The 22,579-nt window shown below is 74.4% G+C and carries 27 protein-coding genes; 8 read left to right on the top strand and 19 right to left on the bottom strand.

Annotated elements, in window-relative coordinates; genetic code table 11:
* Window positions 1-60: 60 nt before the first annotated feature.
* Window positions 61-1,428: a serpin family protein gene (locus ACYVAP_RS14060; RefSeq protein ID WP_498861142.1), complete on the top strand. Its 1,368-nt coding sequence runs from the start codon at window positions 61-63 to the stop codon at window positions 1,426-1,428.
* 269 nt (window positions 1,429-1,697) lie between these two features.
* Window positions 1,698-2,603: a lipase family alpha/beta hydrolase gene (locus ACYVAP_RS14055; RefSeq protein WP_498861141.1), complete on the top strand. Its 906-nt coding sequence runs from the start codon at window positions 1,698-1,700 to the stop codon at window positions 2,601-2,603.
* A 64-nt stretch (window positions 2,604-2,667) separates the two neighbouring features.
* On the opposite strand, the gene ACYVAP_RS14050 is transcribed toward ACYVAP_RS14055, so the two are convergent.
* A complete protein-coding gene (locus ACYVAP_RS14050) occupies window positions 2,668-4,725 on the bottom strand; it encodes a S9 family peptidase (RefSeq protein ID WP_498861140.1) in 2,058 nt (685 codons plus the stop codon).
* Window positions 4,726-5,006: 281 nt separating this feature from the next.
* Between ACYVAP_RS14050 and ACYVAP_RS14045 the strand changes: the two genes are divergently transcribed.
* Window positions 5,007-6,224 (top strand): Gfo/Idh/MocA family protein, encoded by a 1,218-nt coding sequence (locus tag ACYVAP_RS14045; RefSeq protein ID WP_498861139.1) that lies wholly within the window; start codon window positions 5,007-5,009, stop codon window positions 6,222-6,224.
* 167 nt (window positions 6,225-6,391) lie between these two features.
* Entirely contained in the window at window positions 6,392-6,979 is a 588-nt protein-coding gene (locus tag ACYVAP_RS14040; protein ID WP_240811186.1) for a nitroreductase family protein, read from the top strand.
* A 2-nt stretch (window positions 6,980-6,981) separates the two neighbouring features.
* On the opposite strand, the gene ACYVAP_RS14035 is transcribed toward ACYVAP_RS14040, so the two are convergent.
* The 7 genes from ACYVAP_RS14035 to rpmB all read right to left on the bottom strand — a co-directional run bounded on the left by ACYVAP_RS14035 (window position 6,982) and on the right by rpmB (window position 10,189).
* Window positions 6,982-7,314, bottom strand: a complete 333-nt coding sequence (locus tag ACYVAP_RS14035; protein WP_498861138.1) for a nucleoside triphosphate pyrophosphohydrolase family protein — start codon at window positions 7,312-7,314, stop codon at window positions 6,982-6,984.
* 59 nt (window positions 7,315-7,373) lie between these two features.
* Entirely contained in the window at window positions 7,374-8,921 is a 1,548-nt protein-coding gene (locus ACYVAP_RS14030; protein WP_498861137.1) for an FAD-dependent monooxygenase, read from the bottom strand.
* A gap of 116 nt (window positions 8,922-9,037) precedes the next feature.
* Window positions 9,038-9,163 carry a type B 50S ribosomal protein L36 gene (gene ykgO, locus ACYVAP_RS14025; protein WP_137769066.1) on the bottom strand — a complete coding sequence of 42 codons (126 nt, stop codon included), beginning with the start codon at window positions 9,161-9,163 and terminating at the stop codon, window positions 9,038-9,040.
* Window positions 9,160-9,411, bottom strand: coding sequence for a type B 50S ribosomal protein L31 (locus tag ACYVAP_RS14020; RefSeq protein ID WP_137769065.1), 252 nt, complete (start codon window positions 9,409-9,411; stop codon window positions 9,160-9,162). Before ACYVAP_RS14020 ends, ykgO begins: the two co-directional genes overlap by 4 nt.
* Before the next feature lie 35 nt (window positions 9,412-9,446).
* Window positions 9,447-9,752, bottom strand: coding sequence for an uS14 family ribosomal protein (gene rpsN / locus ACYVAP_RS14015; protein ID WP_498861136.1), 306 nt, complete (start codon window positions 9,750-9,752; stop codon window positions 9,447-9,449).
* A 1-nt stretch (window position 9,753) separates the two neighbouring features.
* Entirely contained in the window at window positions 9,754-9,921 is a 168-nt protein-coding gene (gene rpmG / locus ACYVAP_RS14010; protein WP_137769063.1) for a 50S ribosomal protein L33, read from the bottom strand.
* A gap of 31 nt (window positions 9,922-9,952) precedes the next feature.
* Window positions 9,953-10,189 (bottom strand): large ribosomal subunit protein bL28, encoded by a 237-nt coding sequence (rpmB, locus tag ACYVAP_RS14005; RefSeq protein WP_498861135.1) that lies wholly within the window; start codon window positions 10,187-10,189, stop codon window positions 9,953-9,955.
* A gap of 53 nt (window positions 10,190-10,242) precedes the next feature.
* Here rpmB and ACYVAP_RS14000 point away from each other — a divergent pair, with 53 nt between their 5' ends.
* Window positions 10,243-11,499 carry a CobW family GTP-binding protein gene (locus ACYVAP_RS14000; protein WP_498861134.1) on the top strand — a complete coding sequence of 419 codons (1,257 nt, stop codon included), beginning with the start codon at window positions 10,243-10,245 and terminating at the stop codon, window positions 11,497-11,499.
* Window positions 11,500-11,541: 42 nt separating this feature from the next.
* Here the strand turns inward: ACYVAP_RS14000 and ACYVAP_RS13995 are convergent, their stop codons facing one another.
* A complete protein-coding gene (locus tag ACYVAP_RS13995) occupies window positions 11,542-12,135 on the bottom strand; it encodes an XRE family transcriptional regulator (RefSeq protein ID WP_498861133.1) in 594 nt (197 codons plus the stop codon).
* Between the two features lie 74 nt (window positions 12,136-12,209).
* On the opposite strand from ACYVAP_RS13995, the gene ACYVAP_RS13990 reads away from it, so the two are divergent.
* Window positions 12,210-13,223, top strand: a complete 1,014-nt coding sequence (locus tag ACYVAP_RS13990; RefSeq protein WP_498861132.1) for an NAD(P)/FAD-dependent oxidoreductase — start codon at window positions 12,210-12,212, stop codon at window positions 13,221-13,223.
* A 22-nt stretch (window positions 13,224-13,245) separates the two neighbouring features.
* Here the strand turns inward: ACYVAP_RS13990 and ACYVAP_RS13985 are convergent, their stop codons facing one another.
* From ACYVAP_RS13985 to idi, 8 genes are read right to left on the bottom strand one after another with little or no spacing between them, the layout of a single operon-like run.
* Entirely contained in the window at window positions 13,246-14,136 is an 891-nt protein-coding gene (locus ACYVAP_RS13985) for a UbiA prenyltransferase family protein (RefSeq protein WP_498861131.1), read from the bottom strand.
* The gene (locus ACYVAP_RS13980; protein WP_137769057.1) at window positions 14,133-14,441 is read right to left on the bottom strand and encodes a lycopene cyclase domain-containing protein; all 309 of its coding nucleotides are present in this window, start codon (window positions 14,439-14,441) and stop codon (window positions 14,133-14,135) included. The genes ACYVAP_RS13985 and ACYVAP_RS13980 overlap by 4 nt, the downstream gene beginning before the upstream one ends.
* Complete coding sequence (locus ACYVAP_RS13975; protein WP_498861130.1) at window positions 14,438-14,776, bottom strand: lycopene cyclase domain-containing protein; 339 nt, start codon at window positions 14,774-14,776, stop codon at window positions 14,438-14,440. The genes ACYVAP_RS13980 and ACYVAP_RS13975 overlap by 4 nt, the downstream gene beginning before the upstream one ends.
* Window positions 14,773-16,401: a phytoene desaturase family protein gene (gene crtI / locus ACYVAP_RS13970; RefSeq protein WP_498861129.1), complete on the bottom strand. Its 1,629-nt coding sequence runs from the start codon at window positions 16,399-16,401 to the stop codon at window positions 14,773-14,775. Before crtI ends, ACYVAP_RS13975 begins: the two co-directional genes overlap by 4 nt.
* Window positions 16,398-17,258 (bottom strand): phytoene/squalene synthase family protein, encoded by an 861-nt coding sequence (locus ACYVAP_RS13965; protein WP_498861128.1) that lies wholly within the window; start codon window positions 17,256-17,258, stop codon window positions 16,398-16,400. The genes crtI and ACYVAP_RS13965 overlap by 4 nt, the downstream gene beginning before the upstream one ends.
* Window positions 17,255-18,094 (bottom strand): TspO-related membrane protein, encoded by an 840-nt coding sequence (locus tag ACYVAP_RS13960; RefSeq protein ID WP_498861127.1) that lies wholly within the window; start codon window positions 18,092-18,094, stop codon window positions 17,255-17,257. The genes ACYVAP_RS13965 and ACYVAP_RS13960 overlap by 4 nt, the downstream gene beginning before the upstream one ends.
* Window positions 18,095-18,143: 49 nt before the next feature.
* Window positions 18,144-19,250, bottom strand: a complete 1,107-nt coding sequence (locus tag ACYVAP_RS13955; protein WP_498861126.1) for a polyprenyl synthetase family protein — start codon at window positions 19,248-19,250, stop codon at window positions 18,144-18,146.
* Complete coding sequence (idi, locus tag ACYVAP_RS13950) at window positions 19,247-19,804, bottom strand: isopentenyl-diphosphate delta-isomerase (RefSeq protein WP_498861125.1); 558 nt, start codon at window positions 19,802-19,804, stop codon at window positions 19,247-19,249. Before idi ends, ACYVAP_RS13955 begins: the two co-directional genes overlap by 4 nt.
* Window positions 19,805-19,964: 160 nt before the next feature.
* On the opposite strand from idi, the gene ACYVAP_RS13945 reads away from it, so the two are divergent.
* Entirely contained in the window at window positions 19,965-20,507 is a 543-nt protein-coding gene (locus tag ACYVAP_RS13945; protein ID WP_498861124.1) for a MarR family winged helix-turn-helix transcriptional regulator, read from the top strand.
* 127 nt (window positions 20,508-20,634) lie between these two features.
* Here the strand turns inward: ACYVAP_RS13945 and ACYVAP_RS13940 are convergent, their stop codons facing one another.
* Entirely contained in the window at window positions 20,635-20,832 is a 198-nt protein-coding gene (locus ACYVAP_RS13940; protein ID WP_498861123.1) for a CsbD family protein, read from the bottom strand.
* 236 nt (window positions 20,833-21,068) lie between these two features.
* On the opposite strand from ACYVAP_RS13940, the gene ACYVAP_RS13935 reads away from it, so the two are divergent.
* The gene (locus ACYVAP_RS13935) at window positions 21,069-22,367 is read left to right on the top strand and encodes an MFS transporter (RefSeq protein ID WP_498861122.1); all 1,299 of its coding nucleotides are present in this window, start codon (window positions 21,069-21,071) and stop codon (window positions 22,365-22,367) included.
* On the opposite strand, the gene ACYVAP_RS13930 is transcribed toward ACYVAP_RS13935, so the two are convergent.
* The gene (locus ACYVAP_RS13930; protein ID WP_498861121.1) at window positions 22,323-22,529 is read right to left on the bottom strand and encodes a hypothetical protein; all 207 of its coding nucleotides are present in this window, start codon (window positions 22,527-22,529) and stop codon (window positions 22,323-22,325) included. The two genes, ACYVAP_RS13935 and ACYVAP_RS13930, sit on opposite strands and share 45 nt — an antisense overlap.
* Window positions 22,530-22,579: the final 50 nt, after the last annotated feature.

Here is a 22,579-nt window from a genome sequence, read left to right as displayed (position 1 = left end):
GAGCCGCCGGGCAGGGGCCGTCCTGTGTCGCGGGAGGGGCGGGGCGGGCAGGATGGGGTCATGGACGCCGCACCGCTGCCCTCCACCCGCTCCTCGCGATCACCGCTCGCGACGGCCCGACGGCGCAGCGTGCTGGGCGCCGGGCTCGTGCTCCCCACGCTCGCGCTGGGCCTCGCGGCCTGCGGCGACGAGGGCTCCGCCGCCCAGCCGGACCTGCGCGCCGAGGTGGACCGCGAGCCGGCGGGCCCCGCGGAGGAGGTCGCGGCCGCCGTCCTCCCCTTCACCGCCCGGCTGCTCGCCGCGGCGGACCGCGAGACCGTGAACCTCGTGTGCTCCCCGCTCTCCGCGCAGATCGCGCTCACCATGGCCGCGCTCGGCGCCGCGGGCAGCACCCGGGAGCAGATGGAGCAGGTGCTCGGCGGGGACGCCGAGACCATCGCCGCCGCCGCGAACACCCTCGACCAGGTGCTCGCCGTCGTGGGGGAGGTGGAGCGCGAGGAGGACGATCCGGACGCGGCGGAGCCCGCCGTGGCCTCCCTCGCCTGCGCCACCTGGGCGCAGGAGGGCTTCGACGCCGGGCAGGACTACCTCGACGCGCTCGCTCGCTGGTTCGGCAGCGGCGTCTGGACCGCGGACTTCACCGCCGACGGCCCCCGCGAGAAGGCCCGCACCCGCATCAACGACTGGGTGGAGGAGGAGACCGCGGGCCTCATCGAGGAGCTCGTGCCGCAGGGCATGCTCACCGAGGCCACGCGGCTCGTGCTCGTGAACACCCTGCACCTCAAGGCCGCCTGGCCCAGACCGCTCACCCTCGAGGACGGTCCGTTCACCCTCGACGGCGGGGAGGAGGTGACGACGCCGATGCTCCACGGCGACGCGCACGGCTGGTACGAGGACGAGCTGTGCACCGCGACCGCCCTGCCCACCGAGGGCGACGACCTCGGTCTCGCGCTCGTGCGACCCGCCGGCACCGCGCAGGAGCTGCTCGACGCCTGGGCGGAGACGGCCGACGGCGCCGCGGATCCCACCGCCGAGGGGCTCGGCGCGGTGCTCGCCGGGATCCGCGACTCCTCGGACACGGTCGCCCTCACCGTCCCGAAGATCGACCTCGGCTGGGACGGGGACCTCGTCCCGGTGCTGCAGGAGCTCGGGATGGACGCGCCGTTCACCGACGACGCGGACTTCACCGGCATCACGTCGGAGGAGCAGCTCCGGATCACCGGTGTGGTGCAGAAGGCCGTGATCACCGTCGACGAGGAGGGCATGGAGGCGGCCGCGGCGACGGCCGTGAGCGTCGGCGCGACCTCCGCGCCCGCCGAGCCGAAGGAGCTCGTGATCGACGCGCCCTACGTGCTCGTCGCCTTCGAGACCTCGACCGGTGCGCCGCTCGTCGCGGGCCGGGTCGGGGACCCCCGCGCGACGCGCTAAGCGCCGCGGTCCCCCGGAACGCGGTCCCCCTCTCCTCGCAGCGGACCGCGCTGATCCGCTCCGGCACATGGGAGGGCGCCGGCACGCTCGCGCAGATCATCGGCCGCCTGAGTCGAGCGCAGGGCTTTGACCTGCGTCGATGGTCTGTCCCGTGTCGATGTGCGGATGTCCCTTCCGGACGTTGGGGCAGCCTGCTACGGTCCCGCAGCAAGCCGGTGACCGATGAGTAACGTGGCTCTCGGATGCTCCCGGCGGACCAGGAGATCATCATGACCGACCCGTCCCTGACCCTGCCCCGACCGCTGCTGCGACGGCGTCCCTCGCGCCCGCTGCTCGCCCTCATCGCCGCGATCATCGCCGTCCTCGCCCTCGCCGCCGCGCCGACGGCGCGCGCCGACGCCCTCGGCATCAGCCCGCCCGGCGCGAACGACTGGGACTGCGTTCCCTCCGCCGAGCACCCCGAGCCCGTGGTCCTCGTCAACGGCACCTTCGAGACGATGGCGAAGAACTGGTGGACCCTCGCGCCCGTCCTCGCCGACGCCGGCTACTGCGTCTACGCCTTCGACTACGGCGTCACCCACGTCGTCCCCGCGACCGGTCCCGTGCGCGACTCCGCGACCGAGCTCGGCGACTTCGTGGACCGCGTGCTCGAGGCGACCGACGCGCAGGAGGTGGACCTCGTGGGCCACAGCCAGGGCGGCATGATGCCCCGCTGGTACATCGGCTTCCAGGGCGGCGCCGCGAAGGTCGACGACCTCGTCGGCATCGCCCCCTCGAGCCACGGCACACAGGGCCTGATCGTCCGCGACGACGACGGCGAGGGCAGCGCGCTCGCCCACGCCGACCAGGGCATCGCCTACAGGACCTGCGCCGCCTGCATCGACCAGCAGGCCGGAAGCGCCTTCATGCAGGAGCTCGCCTCGATCCCTGACACGGTCCCCGGCGTCGACTACACCGTCATCTCCACCGAGCACGACGAGATCGTCACGCCCTACACCTCGCAGGCGCTCGACGGCCCCGAGGAGCAGGTCACCAACCTCGTCCTCCAGGACCTCTGCCCGCGCGACCCCTTCGCGCACGACCAGAGCCCCAACGACCCCGTGGTGCACCAGATCGTGCTCGACGCCCTCGACCAGGACGGCCCCGCGAGCAAGGACGTGAGCCCCACCTGCTGAGCGTCATCGGCCGACGGGGCCCCGGGGGAGCGGGGGCCCGTCGGCCGATCGCCGAGGTCGCGGATCAGCCGAGCGTCGCGGGGCGCTCCGTGTGCTCGCCGCGCACGTGCTCGTCGAGGAAGGCCAGGAACGTCTCGTACCAGACCTGCGCGTTGCCGCGGCCCAGCACCCAGTGGCCCTCGTCGGGGAAGTACAGGAAGCGGTGGCGGGTACGGCCGTGCTCGTCCTTGGGCGTCGCGGAGAAGGTGAGCAGGTCGTACCAGAGGGCGTGGCCCTGGGAGATCGGCACCCGGTAGTCCTTGTCGCCGTGGATGACGAGCATCGGCACCTCGATGTCGGCGACGCTCGCGCTCGGGTCGAAGCGGTCGTTCTGGGTGCGCATCGGCGGCTCCCAGCCCGCGTTGTCCGTGGTGCGGCCCATGACGCGCGTGTCCCACAGGGACGCGTGGGTGACGATGCAGCGGAAGCGGTCACCCGTGTGCCCGGCGACCCAGTTCGCCATGTAGCCGCCGTAGCTGCCGCCCGCGAAGGCGGTGCGCTCGGCGTCGACGTCCTCCCGGGCGATCACGGCGTCGGTGAGCGCCATGACGTCCGTGAACGGGGCGCCGCCCAGCTCGTGCTGGCCGCGCTCGATCATCGACTGCCCGTAGCCGGTGGAGATCGCCGGGTCCGGCAGCAGCACCGCGTAGCCGGCAGCGACGAACGGGTCCGGGTTCCAGCGCCAGGTCCACGCGTTCCACGACCCCCAAGGGCCGCCGTGCGCGAAGACGACGAGCGGGTGCGGGCCCTCGCCCTCGGGGAGCCGCAGCCAGGCGCGCACGCCCGTGCCGTCCACCCCGGTCGCGGTGACCTCGGTGAGCGTGCCCGGGGAGACGGGCTGCGGGGAGGAGGCGCCGGCGGGGTGGGGGAGGTCCGTGACCGTGCCGCTCGTGGGATCCACCCGCACGGGGCGCGGCGGGGAGGCGACGCCGGAGACGGAGGCGATGATCGCGCCGCCCGCCACGGAGATCCCTGCGGGGCTGAGCTCCTGCTCGGGGCCGAAGGCGAGCAGGCGCGGGGCGGCGTCCTCGAGGCCACCGATCCACAGCGAGCCGCGTCCGGTGTCGTCGCTCTCCGAGACGAGGGTCGCGTCGTCCAGCCAGATCGGCTGCACCCAGCGGTCCAGCTCCGGCCAGAGCTCCGTGAGGTCCCCGGTGCGGAGGTCCAGCAGCAGGGGACGCACGTCGAGGGAGGCGCTCCCGCTCCAGGTCTGCTCGCGGGAGACGACGGCGCGGCGGCCGTCCGGGCTGAAGGAGACGGGGGAGTGCTCGACCTCGGCGGTGCCGGGGAGGATCAGGCGCGGCGCCTCGGCGCCGGTGAGGTCCACGAGGTGCAGGTGCGGCACGCCCACCAGCTCGCCCACGGAGTCCTGCATCGCGACGAGGGCGCGGGTGCCGGCGTCGTCCGCGACCCAGTCGACGAGGCGACCCGGGGGCAGGGCCACGTGCCGGAAGCGCAGCACCGAGCGGGAGGTGTCCTTCGCGTCGGAGCTCTCGGCGTCCGTGTCGCCGTCCTCCGCGACCGCGGCGGCGGTCCAGAGGTCGCGGGGGAGCTCGGCGACGGCGAGCACCTCGCGCGCCGGCCCCAGGTCGTCGCTCCAGTAGCGGGTGGGGAAGCCGTCGTGCAGCACGGCGGTGACCTTCGCGTCCTCGCGCCGGCTCGACAGCTCGCGGTGCTCGGCCTCGGTCGTGGCCTGGGAGTGCACGGAGAGCTGGGCGACGAGCGCGTCCTTGCCCAGGTGCAGGTCGCCGAAGCCGCCGGGCCGGGAGGCGAGCTCGCGGGCCTCGCCGCGCGGCGGCAGCGCCCACAGCTGGGCGTCCTCCGCCTCGGAGCCGTCCTCGCCGGTGCGCTTCGCGGTGAAGAAGGTGGTGCCGTCCTCCGCGAGGGCGACGGAGCCGACGGAGGCGTCGCCGCGCGTGAGGGTGAGCAGGCCGGCGTCGGTGATCTCGACGAGCCCCGTGCGATAGGCGGTGCCCTTGGCGTCGGGCCGGGAGACCTTCGCGACGACCCTCCCGCCCCGGGTGGTGAGCAGCGCGCCCAGGCGGGCGGCATCGAGCAGAGCGGTGAGCGGGCTGGATGACATCGGGGGTGAGGACCTCTCCGGAGCGACGGCACTGACCCGTCGACACTACGACCGACGGCCCGGCGGGGTGCGGGCGCCCGGGGGACCGTGACCACTCCGGGACCTCGGGCGGTGGGGCCGACGGCGCGGCGGAGGGTCCCGGCCGGATCGAGTGGGCCCGCGAGCCTCGGGAGGATCCCGGCCGGATCCCTTGACCGCCCCCGGGAGCGCCGATAGCGTCGCGTGAAAGGTTGTGCGCCAGCCGGTGCGATCCGCCGTCGGACGCAGAGAAGGACCTCGCCATGACCCCGCTCGACCCCGCCACCCCAGCCGAGCCCACCGAGGACCTGCGCATCGGCGTCATCGGATTCGGCATGCGCCACTCCGTCGCGCTCCACGCCCATCGGCCCGGGGAGGGGTCACGGATCACCGTGGTCGCCGATCCCAGCGAGCGCGGCCGCGAGACCGCGCGGGAGGAGATCGGCGCCGAGGTCGCGACCGTCGGGAGCGTCGAGCAGCTGCTCGCCGAGCACGAGGTCGACGCGGTCATGATCCTCACCCCGGACTTCGCGCACGCCGAGGTCGCCCTCGCGACCCTCGGCGCGGGCCTGCCCACCTTCTGCGAGAAGCCGCTCGCGATCCGGCTCGAGGACGCGGACGCGATGCTCGCGCTCGCCGCGGAGAAGCGGGCCCGGCTGTACATCGGCCACAACATGCGGCACATGCCCGTGGTGCGGCAGATGAAGGCGATCGTGGACTCGGGGCGGATCGGCCGGGTGCGCGCGATCTGGTGCCGCCACTTCGTGGGGACCGGCGGCGACTTCTACTTCAAGGACTGGCACGCCGAGCGGGCGAAGGCGACGAGCCTGCTGCTGCAGAAGGGCGCGCACGACATCGACGTCATCCACTGGATCGCGGGCGGCTACACCCGCCGCGTCTCCGGCATCGGCGACCTCGCCGTCTACGGCGACATCGAGGACCGTCGCGACAACACCGACCGCCGGATGTGGGACTGGTACGACGAGGACATCTGGCCGCCCACCGCGCAGAAGGAGCTGAACCCCGTGGTCGACGTCGAGGACATCTCCATGCTGCAGATGACCCTGGACAACGGGGTGCTCGCCTCGTATCAGCAGTGCCACTTCACCCCGGACTACTGGCGGAACTACACGGTGATCGGGGACGCCGGGCGGATCGAGAACATGGGGGACGGCAGCGGCGACCAGATCCACCTCTGGGAGTCCCGCCGCTCGGGGCCCGGCCGGCCGGACGCGGTCGAGGTCGTCGCGCGGGCGGAGGACACCGACGGCGGCCACGGCGGCGCGGATCCGCGGCTGGTCGCCGAGTTCCTGCGCTTCGCCCGCAGCGGCGGCGCGACCGACGTCTCGGCCCTCGCGGCGCGCGAGGCCGTCGCGACCGGGATCCGCGGCGCGGAGTCGATCCGCAGCGGCGGTGTGCCGCTCGAGGTGCCGCCCGTGCCGGAGGAGCTCCGAGCCTACTTCGACGGCGGGCAGGCGTGAGCCGTCGGTCAGGCGGCGAGGGCCGCTGACGTGCCCGGATGACGGGGTGCGTCACCCTGCCTTCAAGGTGGGCTTGGGGGAGTGCTAACGTGCGCTTCGGGCGACCGGGAGGTCGGCGACGGCGCTCCCGCCGCCCCGCCGTGACCGCACCCGGAAGGACCCACCCCGTGACCGCACTCGACACCGAGCCCCGCAACGCCACCAGCGTCCCCCTCGCCCCGCTGCTCGCCGAGCGCTGGAGCCCCCGCGGGTTCGCGACCGGTCACGAGCTGAGCGACGAGGAGCTCACGAGCCTCGTCGAGGCCGCCCGCTGGACGCCCTCCTACTTCAACCAGCAGCCCTGGCGCCTCGCGGCCGCCCGCCGCGGCACCGCGCTGTTCGACGACATCGTCGACACCCTCGCCGAGTTCAACCAGCTGTGGATGCGGCGGGTCTCCGCGCTCATCGTCCTCGTGACGGAGACCGAGCGGGACGGCGAGACGGTCCCCTACGCCCTCTACGACGCCGGTCAGGCCGCGGCACACCTGAGCGTGCAGGCCGCCCACCTGGGCCTCTGGGCCCACCAGGCCGCCGGCTTCGACAAGGATGCGATCGCGACCCTGCTGGACCTCGACCCGGCCCAGCTCCCGCTGACGGTCATCGCGATCGGCGAGCACACCACCGCCGAGGACGTCCCCGAGAAGATCCGCGAGCGGGACGCCGCCCCGCGCGCCCGGCGCCCCCTCGACGAGGTCCTGCTGGCGCCGCTCGCCTGAGCTCAGACGCCTGCCGCGGCGCCGTCGGCCGCCTTCTCGTACCGGAACCACTTGCCGGTGACCGCCTCGACGGGGTCGATGCCCATCTGCCCCGCGTAGACGAGGCACATGCCGAGCACGTCGCCCACCTCGTCCCGCAGCGCCTGCTGCTTCGCCGCGTCGTCGAGCCCGCGCTCACGGCTCTGACCGGAGGCATTCAGGTGCGCCTGGGCGAGCTCGCCCACCTCCTCGGTGAGCTTGAGCAGCGCCCACTCGGCCGAGCGGTCCACGCCGTGGACCGCCGCGTACTGGGTGGAGAGCTTCTCGATGCGGGCGGTGATCTCGTGGAGGTCCATCCCCGGACCCTATGCCGGGCGCCCGCCGTACCCGCGACGGCGCCACGGGGGACCCGGCGTCAGCCCCGGAAGCCGTGGGCCGTGAGCGCGGCGGTGACGTCGGAGGTCGCGGCTGCGCCCGCGTGCAGCGGCCAGGCCGCCGCGACGTAGCCGTCCGGCCGCACGAGGTACAGCTGGTAGGAGCGGAGCCGGCCCCGCGGATCCGCCGGGAAGGCGAACGGGCCGTCCACGGCCTCCGGCACGGCTGGGCGCTCGGCGATCGCGCCGCCGTAGGTGTGCAGCTGCCAGCGGCCCGAGCGCAGCGCCTCCCGGTTCACCGCGAGCACCGGCAGTCGGCGCCCCACCGCGGGATCCGAGGCCCACTGCGGCAGCACCGCCCCGCGCGGCACCGGGTGGTAGTGGATCCGGTACTGGCCCAGCAGCCCGCCCAGCCATGGCCCCGCCGCCGAGCGCAGCACCCGCGGGGCGAGCACGGCGATCACGTCCCGCGCGCGCCGGCGCAGGAACCCGGGGCCCCTGCCGGGCCGTGCGATGAGGCCGAATGCGCGGTCCACGGCCGTGATGAGGGAGAGCGCGACCGGCCGGCGCTCCTGCTCGTAGCGCGCGAGCTGCGCGGGATCCCGCAGGCCGGAGGAGACATCCGCGAGCAGGTGCGCGAGATGGTGGGCGTCCTGCAGGCCCGTGTTCATCCCCTGCCCGCCCACCGGGGAGTGCACGTGCGCGGCGTCCCCGGCGAGGAGCACCGGCCCCACGCGGAAGCGGCTCGCGAGGCGGTGGTGCACCCGGTAGGAGGAGAACCAGTCCACCCGCCCGTAGCGGATCCCCAGGTCGTCGCGGGCCCCGGCGAGGGCCTCCTCCTGGTCCGGATCGGTGCCGTCGTGCAGCCAGATCAGGCGCGCGTGACCGCCCGGGCCCAGCGGGAACAGGATCGCGAAGCGCTGCTCACCGACGTACGCGGCGAGGGCGTCGTCCGGGGCGCCCTCCACGTCGTGGAGATCCGCGACGCAGAAGGTCGCCTCGTCGGTGTCGCCGTCGAAGGAGAGCCCCATGCGGTGGCGCACGGGCGAGCTCGCGCCGTCCGCGCCGATCAGCCAGCGGGCGTGCACGCGCGTCGCGGTGCCGGCGGCATCGGTGGGGGAGGAGGCCAGCCGCGCCTCGAGACCCTCCTCCGCAGGGCCGTCGGCCGTGAAGGACTCGAGCTCCATGCCGTACCGCACCGGGCAGCCCTCCGAGGCGAGCGCCTCCGAGAGCAGGGCCTCGGTACGGGACTGCTCGAAGATGCGGGCGCCCGGGAACAGGGTGTCCCGCTCCTGCGCGCGGGCGAAGTCCGCCTCGACGGGGCGGTCCCCGCCCTTGATGCGGATGCGGCCGGCGAGCTGCGCGCTCTCGAGCACGGGGCCCGCGAGCCCCAGCTGGTCGAGGATCTCGACGCTGCGCGCCTGCACCACGATCGCGCGGGACTCCCGAGTGGGGCCCGGCTTCGGATCCACCACGAGCACCCGCAGGCCGCGGCGGTGCGCGACGAGCCCGGCCATGAGGCCGGTGGGGCCGGCGCCCGCGACGAGCACGTCGACCTCGGCGGGAAGGGCGTCCGCGGTGCGCGTCATCGGGGCCTCGTCTCGGGTGGAGCGGATGATGCGTCCACGGTAGACCCGGGGCGGGCCGACGTCGGCCCCGGGTCGTGGGGCCCGGCGCGAGGGCCGGGCCCCACGTCAGCAGGGCGTCAGCCCTTCTGGCGGCCCTTGAAGCGGGGCTCCTGCTTGTTGATGACGTAGAGGCGGCCGCGGCGTCGCACCACCTGCGCTCCCGGGCGTGCGGCCAGGGAGCGCAGGGAGCTGCGGACCTTCATCGGGCGCTCTGCCCGTAGCGGCGGCGGAACCGCTCCACGCGGCCGGCGGTGTCGAGCACCTTCGCCTGGCCCGTGTAGAACGGGTGCGAGGCCGAGGAGACCTCGACGTCGATCACGGGGTAGACGTTGCCGTCCTCCCAGGTGATCGTGCGCTCCGAGGTCGCGGTGGAACGGGTGAGGAAGGCGAAGTCGGCGCTCGCGTCGCGGTAGACGACGGGCCGGTAGTCGGGGTGGATGGACTGCTGCATGGGGTGTCCTCCTGTGAGGGTGGGGTGAGCGGGGCTCACCAGCTGGACTTCGTGATGCCGGGCAGCTCGCCGCGGTGGGCGAGCTCCCGGAAGCGCACGCGGGAGAGGCCGAAGGTGCGCAGGTGGCCGCGGGGGCGGCCGTCGACCGCGTCGCGGTTGCGCACCCGGGTGGGGCTCGCGTCCCGCGGGAGCCGCTGCAGCGCCCGTTGGGCGAGGAGCTTCTCCGCGAGGGGGACGGCGGGGTCCTTGATCGTGCGCTTGAGGGCGTCGCGCTGCTCGGCGTGCCGGCCGACGGTCGCGCGGCGGCGCTCGTTCGCCGCGATCTTCGAGGTCTTCGCCATCTCAGCGCTCCTCGCGGAACTCGACGACGGCCCGCACCCGCGGATCGAACTTGCGCATGGTGAGCCGGTCCGGCGTGTTCCGGCGGTTCTTGCTGGTCATGTAGGTGAATCCGGTGCCGGCCGTGGAGCGCAGCTTCACGGTGGTGCGCACGTCGTTCTTCCTGGCCATGGGGGCCTCCGTTCAGGGGGTGGGGCGGGTGTCAGATCTTCTCGCCGCGGGCGCGGATCCGGGCGACGACCGCCTCGATGCCGTGGCGGTCGATGGTGCGCAGGCCCTTGGCGGAGACCTGCAGGCGCACGGTGCGGCCCAGCGAGGGGACGAAGAACCGCTTGGACTGGATGTTGAGGTCGAAGCGCCGCGGGCTGCGGCGGTTCGAGTGGGAGACGGACCGGCCGAAGGAGGGGACCGCTCCCGTGACTTGACAGCGCGTGGACATGACCCCAGATACTAGTAATGAGAATGATTATCGTCAAGCGAGGAGGTGCTCGGATGACCGGGAGCCAGAAGGACGGACATCGGGCCGACGGGAGCCGGGCCGGGACGGGCCCGAACGAAGGGGGACGGACTGACGGGGAGCGGGCCGAGGCGCGTCGCGAGGTCGGGACATCGGGTCGCGAGATCCCACAACGGTCCGCGGGCCCCGCGCATTCCCGGGACGGCGCCGCACCCACCCTGCCTGTCGCCGTCGTCACGGCGATCGACCCCGTGCTGCGCGGCGGGCTCGTCGCGAGCCTGCTGCTGGACGTGCCCGGCGCCGTCGAGCTGCGCTACACCGTGGACACCGAGGCCGGCTCGCTGCGCCGCCTGACCGTCTCGGCGGCCGGCGTGATCGAGGAGCAGGAGGTCGAGCTGGACCACCCGTGCGTCTCCTGTGCCATGCGGGAGGACGCCGTCCCCGCGCTCGACCGCCTCGCCGGGGATCCGCGGATCCAGGCGGTGCTGCTCTCGCCGCCGCTGAGCGCCGAGCCGGAGATCGTGGTCGGGACGCTCCTCGCCGACCAGCGCCGCTGGCACCTTTCCGGCGCCGCCGTCGTGCTCGCCGCCGCGAGCGCCCGCGAGGACCTCCTCGGCGACGAGACCCTCGCCGAGCGCGGCGTGACCTGGGCGCTCGAGGACCATCGCAGCGTGGGGGAGGCGCTCGCCGCCCAGCTCGAGTACTCCCCGCTCGTCGTCGCGGACCTCGCCCCGAGCGCCGAGGCGGAGGCCGGGCTCGAGCTCGTCGAGCACCTCCGCGCCGCCGATCAGCTGCTCGTCACCGACCCCTACGCGGTGGACCCCGCCCTGCTGCTCGGCGGGCTGCTCGACCATGCCGCGGGGCTGCGCCGTCGTGATCCCCGCAGTGTCGAGTCCCACGGCGGGCCCACCGCGCACGGCACCTGGACCCTCGACCTCTCCTCCGAGCGCCCCTTCCACCCCGAGCGGCTGCTCGAGCACATCGAGGCCCTCGGCGGCGGAGCGCTGCGCAGCCGCGGGCGCTTCTGGGTGCCGGACCGTCCCGGCACCATCGCCCGCTGGGACGGCGCCGGCGGCCAGGTCTCCGTGGGCGCCCATGCGGACTCCGGCCGCGACCTGCCCACCACGCGGCTCGTCGTCACCGGAGTGGTCGCGGCAGATGCCGACCGGGTGCACCGCGCCTTCGTGCGCAGCCTCGTCACCCCGGAGGAGTGGGCGCGCGGTCTCGCGCCCTGGATGGACCGGGAGGACGTGCTCGCCCCCTGGCTCGGGGAGCGCGGCGCCCGCGTCTGAGCGAGTGAAGCGGGTTGGGGTGACGCCGACTCGCGAGGCGCGTCAGCCCGGATGGGCGCGGCGCGCCTCGCGGTCGAAGACCATCACCACCTCGCAGGGGCGGGAGTCCGCGGCGCCCAGGGCGTGCGGGAGCATCGTCGGGAACTCGGCCACGTGGTCCCGCTCGACCCGCACGCTGCGGGTGCCCAGGTGCAGCAGCGCCGTGCCGGAGAGGACGAGCAGCCACTCCCGGCCGGGGTGGGCGCGCTGGGCGGAGGTCGTCGTGGCAGCTGCGCTCGTCGCTCCCGCGAGGGTGCCGGGCGGGGCGGTGAAGCGACGACGCAGCACCGTCGTGTCCGGGCTGTCGCGGAGCGTCCAGCGCAGCCCGCCGTCCTGGCCGTGGTCGCGCACGGGGGCGATGACGACGTCCTCCGCCTCGGTCGCGACGAGCTGGTCCAGGCTCGTGTCCAGGGCGCGGGAGAGCAGCACCAGCTGGTCCAGGGCCAGGCGCCGGGAGCCCGTCTCGAGACGGGAGAGGGTCGCGGGGGAGAGGTGCGTGCGCTCGGCGAGGTCGCCGAGGCTCAGGCCGCGGGCGAGGCGCAGCGCCCGCAGGCGTTTGCGCACGAGGTCGTCGACGACCGACGTCTCTTGCGTCATGCGCAATAGCGTAGTCCTTTGGCGCAAAGCGGGGCTAGCGTCGGAGCATCCGCCCGTCGCCCCAGGAGGCCACCATGACCGCACCCGTCCCCACCACCGCTCCCGCTCTCCCCGAGCTCGTCGACGTCGCCGTGATCGGCGGCGGCGCCGCCGGCCTCAACGCCGCCCTCCAGCTGGGCCGCTCGCTGCGCAGCGTCGTCGTCCTCGACGCCGGCACCCCGCGCAACGCCCCCGCCGAAGGCGTGCACGGACTCCTCGGCCACGAGGGCACGCCGCCCCTCGAGCTGCTCGCCCGCGGCCGCGAGGAGGTGCGCTCCTACGGCGGCGTGATCCTCGAGGACGCCGTGCTCGCCGCCCGCCCCGCCGATCCCGTCGACGGCGACCTCCGCTTCGACCTCGACCTCGCCTCCGGCGCCCGCCTCACGGCCCGCCGGATCATCGTCGCGACCGGCGTGCGCGACGAGCTCCCGGAGCTCCCTGGCCTCGCCGAGCACTGGGGCCACGGCCTCGTCCACTGCCCCTACTGCCACGGCTACGAGGTGCGCGACCGCGCGATCGGCATCGTCGCCGTGGGCCCCGGGTCCGTGCACCAGGCGCTCATGTTCCGCCAGCTCAGCGAGGACGTCATCTACCTCGTGCGCGGCACCGAGCTGCCCGAGGACGGCCGCGCCCTGCTCGCCGCGCGCGGCGTGCGGATCATCGAGGAGGACGTGGTCGAGGTGCTCGCCGCGGAGGAGGCCGACCCCGTCACCGGCTCCCGCGTCGCCGGGGTGCGCCTCGCCAGCGGGGAGACGCTCGCGCGCGAGGTGCTCGCCGTCGCGAGCCGCGTGCACCCCCGACTCGACGGTCTCGAGGGCCTCGGCCTCGGGATCGAGGAGATGCCCGGCGGGTTCGGCGAGAAGGTCCCGACCGCCATGGCCGGCGTGACCGCGGTGCCGGGCGTCTGGGCCGCCGGCAACGTCGCGGAGCCGATGGCGCAGGTGGGCGCCTCCGCCGCGGGCGGCGCGCTCGCCGGCGCGCACGTGAACGGCGACCTCGTCATGGCCGAGGCGCAGGCCGCGGCGGTGTCCGCGGCCTCGGCGGACTGAGGCGGTCGTCTCCGCCGACGACCTACCGGCCGGAGCCGGGCAGCGCGGCGATCAGCAGGCCGATCGTGAGCGCGGCCCCGGACAGCAGGTTGAGCACGAGGAAGCGGCGCCAGGCGGCGTGGGCGCGCGGGCTCTCCGCATCGGGCAGCGAGCGGAGCGGCCAGGCGCTCAGCGCGTAGGGGAGCACCAGCAGCGCGGTGAGCCGGAGCGGTCCGGGCAGGGTCACGAGCAGCGCTCCGGCCACGAGGTACAGCGCGATCACGCCGCGGACCGTCCGGCGTGCGCCGAGGGCGGTCGCGACCGATCCGATCCCCGCCGACCGATCGGCGAGGACGTCCTGGACCGCGCCGAGGGCGTGGGAGGCCATGCCCCAGGCGAGGAACGCGGCGAGCACGACGAGCGCCGTCCGGTCGATGCCGCCGCCCGTCATCAGCAGGCCCACGAGCGCGGGTCCCACGAAGTGCACCGACGAGGTGAGCGAGTCGAGGACCGGCCGCTCCTTCAGGCGCACCCGCGGCGCCGAGTACCCGACCACCGCCGCGAGCACGACGACGAGGGCGAGGGACGACCACGGGTTCCCGAGCGCGAGGAGAGCGAGGACGAAAGGGACGCAGACGAGGCCGGCGGCCCAGAGCATCGTGCGGTGCAGCCCGGGATCCAGGACGATCCCCTCGACGCCGCCCTTGCGCGGGTTGCGGAGGTCCGACTCGTGGTCGAAGACGTCGTTGACCCCGTACATCAGCAGGTTGTAGGGGAACAGGAAGAACAGGGTGCCGACGGCGAGCACCGCATCGACCCCGCCACCCCCGGCCAGGTAGCCGAGAGCGAAGGGGTAGGCGGTGTTGACCCAGCTCAGAGGGCGGGACGAGGCCAGCAGGCGAAGCACGGCACCGGGGGCGAGGGCGGTCGTCATGAATCCTCCGCAGGGGCGAGCAGCAGGTGCAGGGCGGGCAGGAGCAGGCCGGCGGCGATCGGCCAGGCGAGGTCCTCGAGGGGCATGAGACCGATCCGGACCCCCAGCAGCAGCGAGGGCTCGAAGCGGAACAGATCGGCCGCGATCATGAGGTTGTCGAACACCGTGGTGAGCACGAGCAGGCCCAGGATCGTCGCCGAGGTCGCGATCCACCACGACGCACCGGGACGACGTCGGTGCACGGCGAGGGCGAGCACGAGCAGCGGCGGCAGCAGGAAGCAGCCGGCGAGGGCGGCGTAGGTCATCGCGCGGGATCCGCTACGCGCCGACGGGCGAGGGCGCGCGCGACGAGGGCGTGCAGGACCAGCGTGGTGTAGGCGAGGACGACGATGAAGACGAGCTCCTCCACGGGCAGGTGAGGTGCGAGCATCAGCCCGCTCAGGGCCGGGCTGCGCCCCAGCCCGTAATGGCCCGCGGCGATGGCCGCGAGGTCCCAGCCGAGGAAGTACACGGCGCCGATGGCGAGGACGGCGAGGGCGGGCCTCACCGCGCGCCCCAGCACGAGGCGGTACCGCGCGTCGAGCGCGCCCATGCCGAGCAGCGGCACGCACAGGCACAGCAGGTACAGCCCGCCGATCATCGTTCCCCCGTCCGTGCCGCGGCCGCTCCCGCGGTGGTCGGCCGGGGGAGAGGTTCGGGCAGCGGCGAGGACGAACGGTCGCCCCGCACCCGTTTGGCCACGAGCTCCCCGCTGATGAGGCACATCGGCACTCCGATCCCGGGGATGGTCGAGGACCCCGCGTACAGCAGCCCGTCGACCTTCCCCGAGGCGTTGCGTGCCCGGAACATGGCGCTCTGGCGGAGAGTGTGCGCGGGGCCCAGCATGCTGCCCCGCCAGGCGGAGAGGTCCGCGGCGTGGTCCCCCGGTCCCACCGTGCGTCGCACCACCACCCGTGAGGCCAGGTCCGGGATGCCTGCCCACGCGGAGACCTGGGCGATCGCGCGGTCCGCGATCGCCTCGATGCGCGGATCACCCCCGCCGTCGCTCCCGCCGCGTCCCAGCTCGGCATCGGCGGGCACGGGGACCAGCACGAACAGGTTCTCGTGGCCCGCGGGCGCGACCCCGGGATCGGTGGCCGACGGACGGCACACGTAGCTCGAGGCGGGATCGGGGACACGCCCCTGCGCGATCGCCCCGAAGTTCTCCGCCCAGTCGCGGGTGAAGAAGAGGCTGTGGTGGGCGAGCTGGGGGAGCGCGCCGCGGACGCCGAGCATGACGAGCACGGCGCCCGGCCCCGGTGTGCGGCGACGCCACCAGCGCTCGGGATAGGTGCGCAGCGACGGGGGCAGGAGGGCGGTCTCCACGTGGTGGAGGTCAGCGGCGGCCACGACGAGATCCGCGGGGATCTCCTCGGCGCCGCCCTCGGCACCCACGCGCACACCGGTCACGCGCGGTCGTCGCCGCGTCCTGGTGTCGACGAGGATCTGCTGCGCGCGGGCACCCGTGCGCAGGTCCACTCCTTCCCTGCGAGCGAGCGCGGTCATCGCCTCGATGACGCGGGCGAAGCCGCCGAGGGGGTACTGGACCCCGCCAGTGAGGTCGAGGGCGCTCATGAGGTGGTACATGCTGGGCGCACGATCCGGGGAGGTCCCCAGGAAGACGGCGGGATATCCCAGCACCTGACGGAGGCGTCGGTCCTGGAACCGCCGCCCGACCAGCGAGTCCAGCGGCTCCACGAGCAGACGCGCCAGGGTCGGCGCATGCCGCAGCACCTCCGGGTGGGCGAGGGAGGCGGGGGAGTCGAACGAGGTGTAGAGGAACCGTCGCAGGGCCATGTCGTAGGTGCGCCGGGCCGAGGTGAGGTGGCGGTCGAGGGCACGTCCCGCTCCCGCCTCCCTCCGCTCGAACGCCTCGGCATTGCGCGCAGCGGAGCGGCTCACGTCCAACGGCTCCTCCTCGTCCTCGAAGCGCACGCGGAAGGCGGGCTCGGGATGGCGGAGCTCCAGCTGCTCGGCGGCGGAGGTGCCCAGCAGGCGGAAGTAGTGGTCGAACACCTCGGGCATGAGATACCAGGAGGGGCCGGTGTCGAACCGGAACCCGCCCTGCTCCCAGGTGCCCGCGCGCCCGCCCAGCTCCTCGCGGGCCTCGAGCAGGGTCACCCGGTGCCCGTCCCGCGCGAGCAGCGTCGCCGCGGCGAGACCCGAGACGCCCCCGCCGATGACGACCACGCGGCGCGCGCCGGGCAGTCCGCCCCGCGCGCTCATCGTCCACCTCCCAGGAGCGCGGAGGCGAGCACGCGGGCCTTGACGGGGCCCGGGACGCGCACGCGACGCACCCGGATCTGCGCGGAGGGCGTGCGTCGCAGTCGGAGCGCCAGCTCGCGATACAGGCCGTGCGCGGCGGCGACGGCACGGCGGCTGCTCGGGGGGAGCTTCGGGATCCCCTGCGCGGCGGATCGGAGGTCGGCGTCGATCTGGTCGAGGGCCGCGTCGCGTCGGGCGTCGTCGAACACGTCGAGGTCCAGCTCGGGCCCGTACGTGCGGCCCAGGTGGGAATGGTCCTCGGCGAGGTCGCGCAGGAAGTTGACCTTCTGGAAGGCGGCGGCCAGATGCACCGCCGGGTCCCGGAGCCGGGTGAAGGAGCTCTCGTCGCCGCCCACGAAGACGCGCAGGCACATGAGCCCCACGACCTCCGCGGAGCCGTGGATGTAGGTGTCCAGGCTCGCCGCATCGTGCGCGGTCACGGTGAGGTCGGCCCGCATCGAGCGGAAGAACGGGTCCACGAGTCCCGCATCGATGCCGTGCTCCCGGGCCGCGAGGGCGAAGGCGTGCACCACGAGGTTGGTGCTGCGCTCCCCGGCGAGAGCGGCACCGGTCTGCTGCTCGAGCTCCGCGAGGAGTCGGGAGCGGTCCTCCGGCCGGAGCCGTGGATCCGGGTCGTCCACGATCTCGTCCGCGAGCCGCACGAGGGCGTAGATGCTGCGCACGTCGGTGCGGACGGGCTCGTCGAGCAGGCGACTCGCCCAGCCGAAGCTCGTGGAGTAGCCCGCGATGACGCGGGACGCGCTGTCGCGTGCGACCCGGTCGTAGAGCGCGCCGGGTGCGGCATCGCATGCGCTCATGACGCGTTCCGGATCGCGCGGATCCGCTCCTGCGCCGTGGTGATCCCGGCGATGACCACCCCGACGGCGGCGACGGCTGCCGCCCCTCCGACGAGAGCGGAGGCGGGTTCACCGGCCAGGCGCCCCACGGCGATCCACGCGAGCCCCCACCCCACCGCCAGGACGGCGGCGAGCGGGGCGACCGCGCCGGCGGAGCGGCGGCCGGAGAGGGCCAGGCCCGTGCCCACGACGGCGGCGACGATCACCACGCCGACGGCGAGCGGGCCGGGTGATCCTGCACCCGTCGTGGAGAAGCCGCGGAAGCCCGCTCCGAGCAGGGCCGCGGCGATGTTCGCACAGGTCGCCACGCACACCCATCCGAGGTAGAGGCCGAAGGTGCCGTGCAGGGCGACCGCCTCGACCGGCCCGCGGGGCGCACTCGCGGTGAGGCGCCGGACGATCACCGCGAGGACCGTGAGCAGCACGACGATGACGAGGACGGACAGGGAGAGCATGCCCGCCTGCACGACGAGGATCCACAGGGCGTTCAGCAGCATCGAGAGGATCGCCGCGACCCGGATCCGGTGCCGGTCCCTCGGGTCCCACCACTGGACGATCGTGTAGGCGGCGAGGCCCAGGTAGATCAGCGACCAGATGGAGAAGGCGCCGCCGGCGGGCGCGAGCGGGGTCGCGTCGGCCGAGAGCAGCCCGCCTCCGGCGCCCTGGACCGGCGTGCCGCCGAACGCGCCGACACCCACGGCGGTGCCGACGACCGTGATGGCGAGCGCCGCGGTGGTGGCGAGGCGGGGGAGGACCCCGTACGGGCGGGGAGCGCGTGGCGCCGTGGACGTGGTCATGAGCGGTCCTCCGCGAGGAAGAGGGGACGGGGGTGGCGATCGTGCGGGATCATGCGCCGACCTCCCGCACACCCACGAGCTGTGCGTGCGCCGTCTCGAGCATCCGGCGGCGCGTCGCATCCAGCACGACGACCAGCCCGTCCGGCACGCCGCTGGAGACGGCGAGCTCGACGGCGAGATCCAGCTGCTCCTCGGCGAGAGCCTCGGTGCGCGCGCGGGCCCCGCAGTCCTCGAGCAGTCGGCGCGCCTCCTGCAGGGAGCTCTCGTCCGCATCGGGGTCCCCGATGAGGGGCAGGAGGAGAGGCCACGCGTCCGTCGACTCCGCATGGGCGATCAGACCCGTGCGCGCCCCGTCCCGGAGGTCGGAGAGCGCGCTCTTGCCGGTGCGGGACTCGTCACCGAAGACGCCGACGAGGTCGTCGAGCAGCTGGAAGCCGATGCCGAGCGGGCGGCCGACGGCGGCGAGCGCCTCGTCGACCTGCTCGTCGGCTCCGGCGAGCACGGCTCCGGCGCGCAGCGGCAGCTCGGTCGTGTAGGCGGAGGTCTTGAGGGCGGCGACCCGCAAGGATGCGGTGACCGGTGTGGGCGAGGGCCCGCCGGCAGGCGCGACGGCCGTCGGCGCGACGTCGGCGAGCTCGCCCGCGGCGCTCGCGTGCACCGCGCTCTCCAGGAGATCGACGAGACGGTCGACCGTCGTCGCGGGAGCGCCGCAGCGCAGGACGGCCGTGAGCGCGGTGATCAGCCCGAGGTCCCCGGCGAGGGTCCCTCCGGCGTCGCCGTAGCGCCGGGCGCCGCGCAGGGGAGCGCCCTCGGCGAGAGCGGCGGTCGTCAGCGCGGCGTGCGCCGTGGGAGCCCCGCGGCGCACGGGATCGGCGTCGATGACGTCGTCCTGGAGGACGAAGGCGGCGTGGAGGATCTCGATCGCGGCGGCGACGCGGAGGGCGGGGCCGGCGGGATCGCCGCCGAGGGCTCGGCAGGTGTCCAGCAGGAGCTGCGGGCGGAGCCGGCCGCCGCCGCTGCACGCGTGGGACAGAGCAGCCATGAGCTCGACGTGCTCGTGGTCGGATCCGGGGGCGGCGCGCCGGGCCGTGGCGGCGAGGGTCTCGGCGATGGTGGCGTCGAGAGAGGGTCGCTGCGACTGCGCGTCCGTGCTCATCGATCGGTCCCGGAGGCGGAGAGGTGCGCACCGAGCAGCGGGACCTGGGCGGCGCACCAGGGGCTGAGAGTCCAGGGCGCGGTCCGCACGAGCTGGTGGAGCTCGCCCGGGGTGACCCAGCGCAGGTCCATCACCTCCTCGGGGCGGGGGTCGGGTGCGGTCGCACAGCGTGCGACGGCGACCGGGCAGAACTCGTTCTCGACGATGCCGGAGGCATCGGTGGCGACGTAGTGGAAGTCGGGGAGGGCCGTCCTCGGCGAGCGCAGCACCATGCCGAGCTCGTCCTCGGCCCGTCGGGCGATGGCGTCGGGGAGCGACTCGCCGAGACGGGGATGGCCGCAGAGGGAGTTCGTCCACACGCCCGGCCAGGTGCGCTTGTCCAGGGCCCGTCGCGTCAGCAGCACCCGGCCGTCCTCGCGGATCACGTAGCAGGAGAAGCCGAGGTGGCGCGGGGTGCTGGTCGAGTGCACCTCCGCGCGGAGGGCGAGCTCCCCGGTGGGTCGCCCGTCCGCATCGACCAGGACGACGTGGTCCTGGGTTGAGGTGACGGTCATGGGCTCTCCTGTCCCCTCGGCGCCGACCGCGGTCCGGCGGAGCGTCACCGTGCCCTCGGGTGGCCGGCGTGCGGCGATCCGCTCTGGCGGACACGGCAGAACTTTACACAGAGTAATTTTGATAGCCTGGCTATGTGATCACAGCGTAGCATCGAGCACCATGGATGCGCGCACGACCGCCGGCGACCCCCAGCGCCGCGGCTACTGGTACGACGAGGAGGAGGACGACTCGGCGATCACGATGCTCGCCGCGGTCCGCCGCCTCCGCCAGGCCGATCACGACCTGCGCCGACGCATCAGCGCAGGCATGGACATGAACACCACGGACCTCGAGGCGCTGCGCCACGTGATCGCCCACGAGGCCGCCGAGGACCCGCTCACCCTGCTGCGCCTCGCACGGCTCCTCGGCATCTCCGGGGCCTCCACCAGCAAGCTGCTGGACCGGCTCACCCGCTCCGGGCACCTTCGCCGCACCCCTCATCCCACCGACCGCCGCGCCCTCGTCGTGCTCGCGACGGACCATGCCCACGAGGAGGTCCGCGACCGCCTCGCCACCATGCACGATCGCATGCTCGAGGCGGCGCAGCAGGTTCCCCCAAACTCCCGTCGCGCGGTCGCGGAGTTCCTCGACGCCCTCACCGAGCAGATCGACGAGCAGTCCGTCCCCGAGCCCCTGACCCCCGCGCCGCGCGGCCGGCGCTGACCTGCTGACCGCGCGCCCGGGTCGTGCCGCCGGTCACCGGCGGGCACAGACGCCGCGAGGGCGGCCACGCCGTGCGGGACCGCCCTCGTGCTCGCCCGGCCACGGTGGTGGCCGGTGCGTCAGCTGATCAGTCCTTCTTCACGCCCTTGAGGGCACCGGTCACGGCGTCCTTGGCGTCCTGGACCTTGTCCTTCAGCCCGGCCTTGGACTGGTCGACCTGGCCCTCGGTCTCGAGCTCCTTGTCGCCGGTGAGCTTGCCCAGGCCCTCCTTGGCCTGCCCGCCCAGCTTCTCGCCCGCGTTCTCGAACTTGTCCTCGGTGCTCATGACTGCCTCCTCGACGTGGTCCACCGCCGGGTCCGGCGGTGCTGCGAGTCTAGGCACGGGAGCCGGGGAAGGGCAGGGTTCGTGACGTCCCGCGACCGGGCGGTCCGACGGGCGCGAGGGAGGAGTGGGCAGTTCCGTCCGTCGCGGGGTACGATCGTCCACAATAAACTCACCACTGGTGGGTTTTGCTGCCGGGGCAGGTCCCGTCGGCCTCGACGACCGAAGGAGCTCGTCCCATGAGCGTGCCCGATCCGCAGGCCGGCGCCACCGACGCCGCGCCCCGCCCGGCGCGCGGCGGCGCCCTGCACCTCGTGGCGACCGTGCCCTTCTACCGCGGCGCGACCGCGGCCCTGTTCCTCTCCGGGCTCGGGTTCTCCGCCGCCGCCCCGCAGATCGCGACCTTCCTGGTGCGCGAGCTCGACGCCTCCCTCGCCACCGCCGGGCTCTACTACCTCACCAACCTCACCGCGCCCGTCGCCGGCTACCTCATCGGCGCGCGCAGCGACCGCACCGGCAACCGCCTCGGCCTGTTCCGCCTGTGCGCCCTGATCGGCGCGCTCGGCTGGGCCGGCATCGCCCTGTCCACCCAGCTCTGGATGCCCTTCGTGCTGAGCGCCCTCGCGCTCGCCGTCGCCGGCGCCGCCACCTCCCAGCTCTTCGCCGCGCTGCACGACGAGCTCACCGCCCGCCCCGCACCCGGCAACGACGGGGTCATCGCGATCGTGCGGATGGCGCTCACCGCCGGCTGGGTGGTGGGGCCCGTGCTCGGCACGGTGCTGGCCGCGCAGGCCGGATCCCGGGCGATGCTGCTGGCCACCGCCGCGGCGACGCTCCTGCAGATCGCCCCGCTGGGCCTGCGCCGGGACAGCGCCCCCGCCCGCCGGGTCGCCGCCGAGGAGGCCACGGAGTTGCACGCGGCGCACACCCCGCGACCGGGGCTCGCCGCGATGGCCCCGCTGCTTCTCTTCACGGGCCTCTACGTGTGCGTGTACGCGGGGGAGTCCGTCAAGTACGCCTACCTGCCCCTGCACATGAGCGGGACGCTCCACCTCCCCGCCGCCGTGAGCGGCGCGATCATCGGCGTGCAGCCGCTCGTCGAGCTCGCCCTCATGCCGCTCGCCGTCATCGCGGGACGGCGCCTCGGCATGCTGCGGCTCATGGTCGTGGGTGCCGGGTTCGGCGTCGGCGCGAACCTGCTCTTCGCGCTCTCGCCCGGCGCCGCCGGCCTCTTCGCGGGCCAGGTGCTCATGGGCGGCGTGTGGGGCATCTTCGCGGTGCTCGGCATCATCGTCGCCCAGCGGCTGCTGCCCGGCGCCGTCGCGACCGCCTCCGCGATCTTCCTCTCGAGCACCGCGGTCAGCTCCGCCCTCGGCGGGGCGCTCGGCGGGATCGGCACCGGTGTGCTGGGCCTGCCGCACGTGTTCCTCGTGCCCGGGGCGCTCGGCCTCGTCGCGATGGTCGGGCTGGTCCTGCTGGACCGACGGCTGCGCTCAGGGGCGGGGTTCGTCGGCGGGGTCGGCCCCGTCGCGCTCTGAGCGGCGGAACTGGCGCCCCTGGAGCACGATCCCGACGAGCAGGATCACGAGACCGCCCAGCGCGATCCACGCGGTGCCGCCGTCCTCCCAGGCCATCAGCACCGAGGCGAACAGGGCGCAGGCGGCGAAGCCCAGCCCCAGTCCGGACACGTACTCACGCATGATTCCCCTCCCGATCGTGGCGTGGCCGTCCACGCTCTCACAGGTGCTCC

It is taken from the genome of Brachybacterium horti, from assembly GCF_054777615.1.
The sequence above is the reverse complement of the archived record's forward strand: the minus strand, read 5'-3'. Positions and strand labels throughout refer to the sequence as shown.

Excerpts from the sequence above, each read along its gene's own strand:
- ACYVAP_RS14060 (WP_498861142.1), top strand. The coding sequence starts at position 61 with ATGGACGCCGCACCGCTGCCCTCCACCCGCTCCTCGCGATCACCGCTC.
- ACYVAP_RS14055 (WP_498861141.1), top strand. The coding sequence starts at position 1,698 with ATGACCGACCCGTCCCTGACCCTGCCCCGACCGCTGCTGCGACGGCGT.
- ACYVAP_RS14050 (WP_498861140.1), bottom strand. The coding sequence starts at position 4,725 with ATGTCATCCAGCCCGCTCACCGCTCTGCTCGATGCCGCCCGCCTGGGC.
- ACYVAP_RS14045 (WP_498861139.1), top strand. The coding sequence starts at position 5,007 with ATGACCCCGCTCGACCCCGCCACCCCAGCCGAGCCCACCGAGGACCTG.
- ACYVAP_RS14035 (WP_498861138.1), bottom strand. The coding sequence starts at position 7,314 with ATGGACCTCCACGAGATCACCGCCCGCATCGAGAAGCTCTCCACCCAG.
- ACYVAP_RS14030 (WP_498861137.1), bottom strand. The coding sequence starts at position 8,921 with ATGACGCGCACCGCGGACGCCCTTCCCGCCGAGGTCGACGTGCTCGTC.
- ykgO (WP_137769066.1), bottom strand. The coding sequence starts at position 9,163 with ATGAAGGTCCGCAGCTCCCTGCGCTCCCTGGCCGCACGCCCGGGAGCG.
- ACYVAP_RS14020 (WP_137769065.1), bottom strand. The coding sequence starts at position 9,411 with ATGCAGCAGTCCATCCACCCCGACTACCGGCCCGTCGTCTACCGCGAC.
- rpsN (WP_498861136.1), bottom strand. The coding sequence starts at position 9,752 with ATGGCGAAGACCTCGAAGATCGCGGCGAACGAGCGCCGCCGCGCGACC.
- rpmG (WP_137769063.1), bottom strand. The coding sequence starts at position 9,921 with ATGGCCAGGAAGAACGACGTGCGCACCACCGTGAAGCTGCGCTCCACG.
- rpmB (WP_498861135.1), bottom strand. The coding sequence starts at position 10,189 with ATGTCCACGCGCTGTCAAGTCACGGGAGCGGTCCCCTCCTTCGGCCGG.
- ACYVAP_RS14000 (WP_498861134.1), top strand. The coding sequence starts at position 10,243 with ATGACCGGGAGCCAGAAGGACGGACATCGGGCCGACGGGAGCCGGGCC.
- ACYVAP_RS13995 (WP_498861133.1), bottom strand. The coding sequence starts at position 12,135 with ATGACGCAAGAGACGTCGGTCGTCGACGACCTCGTGCGCAAACGCCTG.
- ACYVAP_RS13990 (WP_498861132.1), top strand. The coding sequence starts at position 12,210 with ATGACCGCACCCGTCCCCACCACCGCTCCCGCTCTCCCCGAGCTCGTC.
- ACYVAP_RS13985 (WP_498861131.1), bottom strand. The coding sequence starts at position 14,136 with ATGACGACCGCCCTCGCCCCCGGTGCCGTGCTTCGCCTGCTGGCCTCG.
- ACYVAP_RS13980 (WP_137769057.1), bottom strand. The coding sequence starts at position 14,441 with ATGACCTACGCCGCCCTCGCCGGCTGCTTCCTGCTGCCGCCGCTGCTC.
- ACYVAP_RS13975 (WP_498861130.1), bottom strand. The coding sequence starts at position 14,776 with ATGATCGGCGGGCTGTACCTGCTGTGCCTGTGCGTGCCGCTGCTCGGC.
- crtI (WP_498861129.1), bottom strand. The coding sequence starts at position 16,401 with ATGAGCGCGCGGGGCGGACTGCCCGGCGCGCGCCGCGTGGTCGTCATC.
- ACYVAP_RS13965 (WP_498861128.1), bottom strand. The coding sequence starts at position 17,258 with ATGAGCGCATGCGATGCCGCACCCGGCGCGCTCTACGACCGGGTCGCA.
- ACYVAP_RS13960 (WP_498861127.1), bottom strand. The coding sequence starts at position 18,094 with ATGACCACGTCCACGGCGCCACGCGCTCCCCGCCCGTACGGGGTCCTC.
- ACYVAP_RS13955 (WP_498861126.1), bottom strand. The coding sequence starts at position 19,250 with ATGAGCACGGACGCGCAGTCGCAGCGACCCTCTCTCGACGCCACCATC.
- idi (WP_498861125.1), bottom strand. The coding sequence starts at position 19,804 with ATGACCGTCACCTCAACCCAGGACCACGTCGTCCTGGTCGATGCGGAC.
- ACYVAP_RS13945 (WP_498861124.1), top strand. The coding sequence starts at position 19,965 with ATGGATGCGCGCACGACCGCCGGCGACCCCCAGCGCCGCGGCTACTGG.
- ACYVAP_RS13940 (WP_498861123.1), bottom strand. The coding sequence starts at position 20,832 with ATGAGCACCGAGGACAAGTTCGAGAACGCGGGCGAGAAGCTGGGCGGG.
- ACYVAP_RS13935 (WP_498861122.1), top strand. The coding sequence starts at position 21,069 with ATGAGCGTGCCCGATCCGCAGGCCGGCGCCACCGACGCCGCGCCCCGC.
- ACYVAP_RS13930 (WP_498861121.1), bottom strand. The coding sequence starts at position 22,529 with ATGCGTGAGTACGTGTCCGGACTGGGGCTGGGCTTCGCCGCCTGCGCC.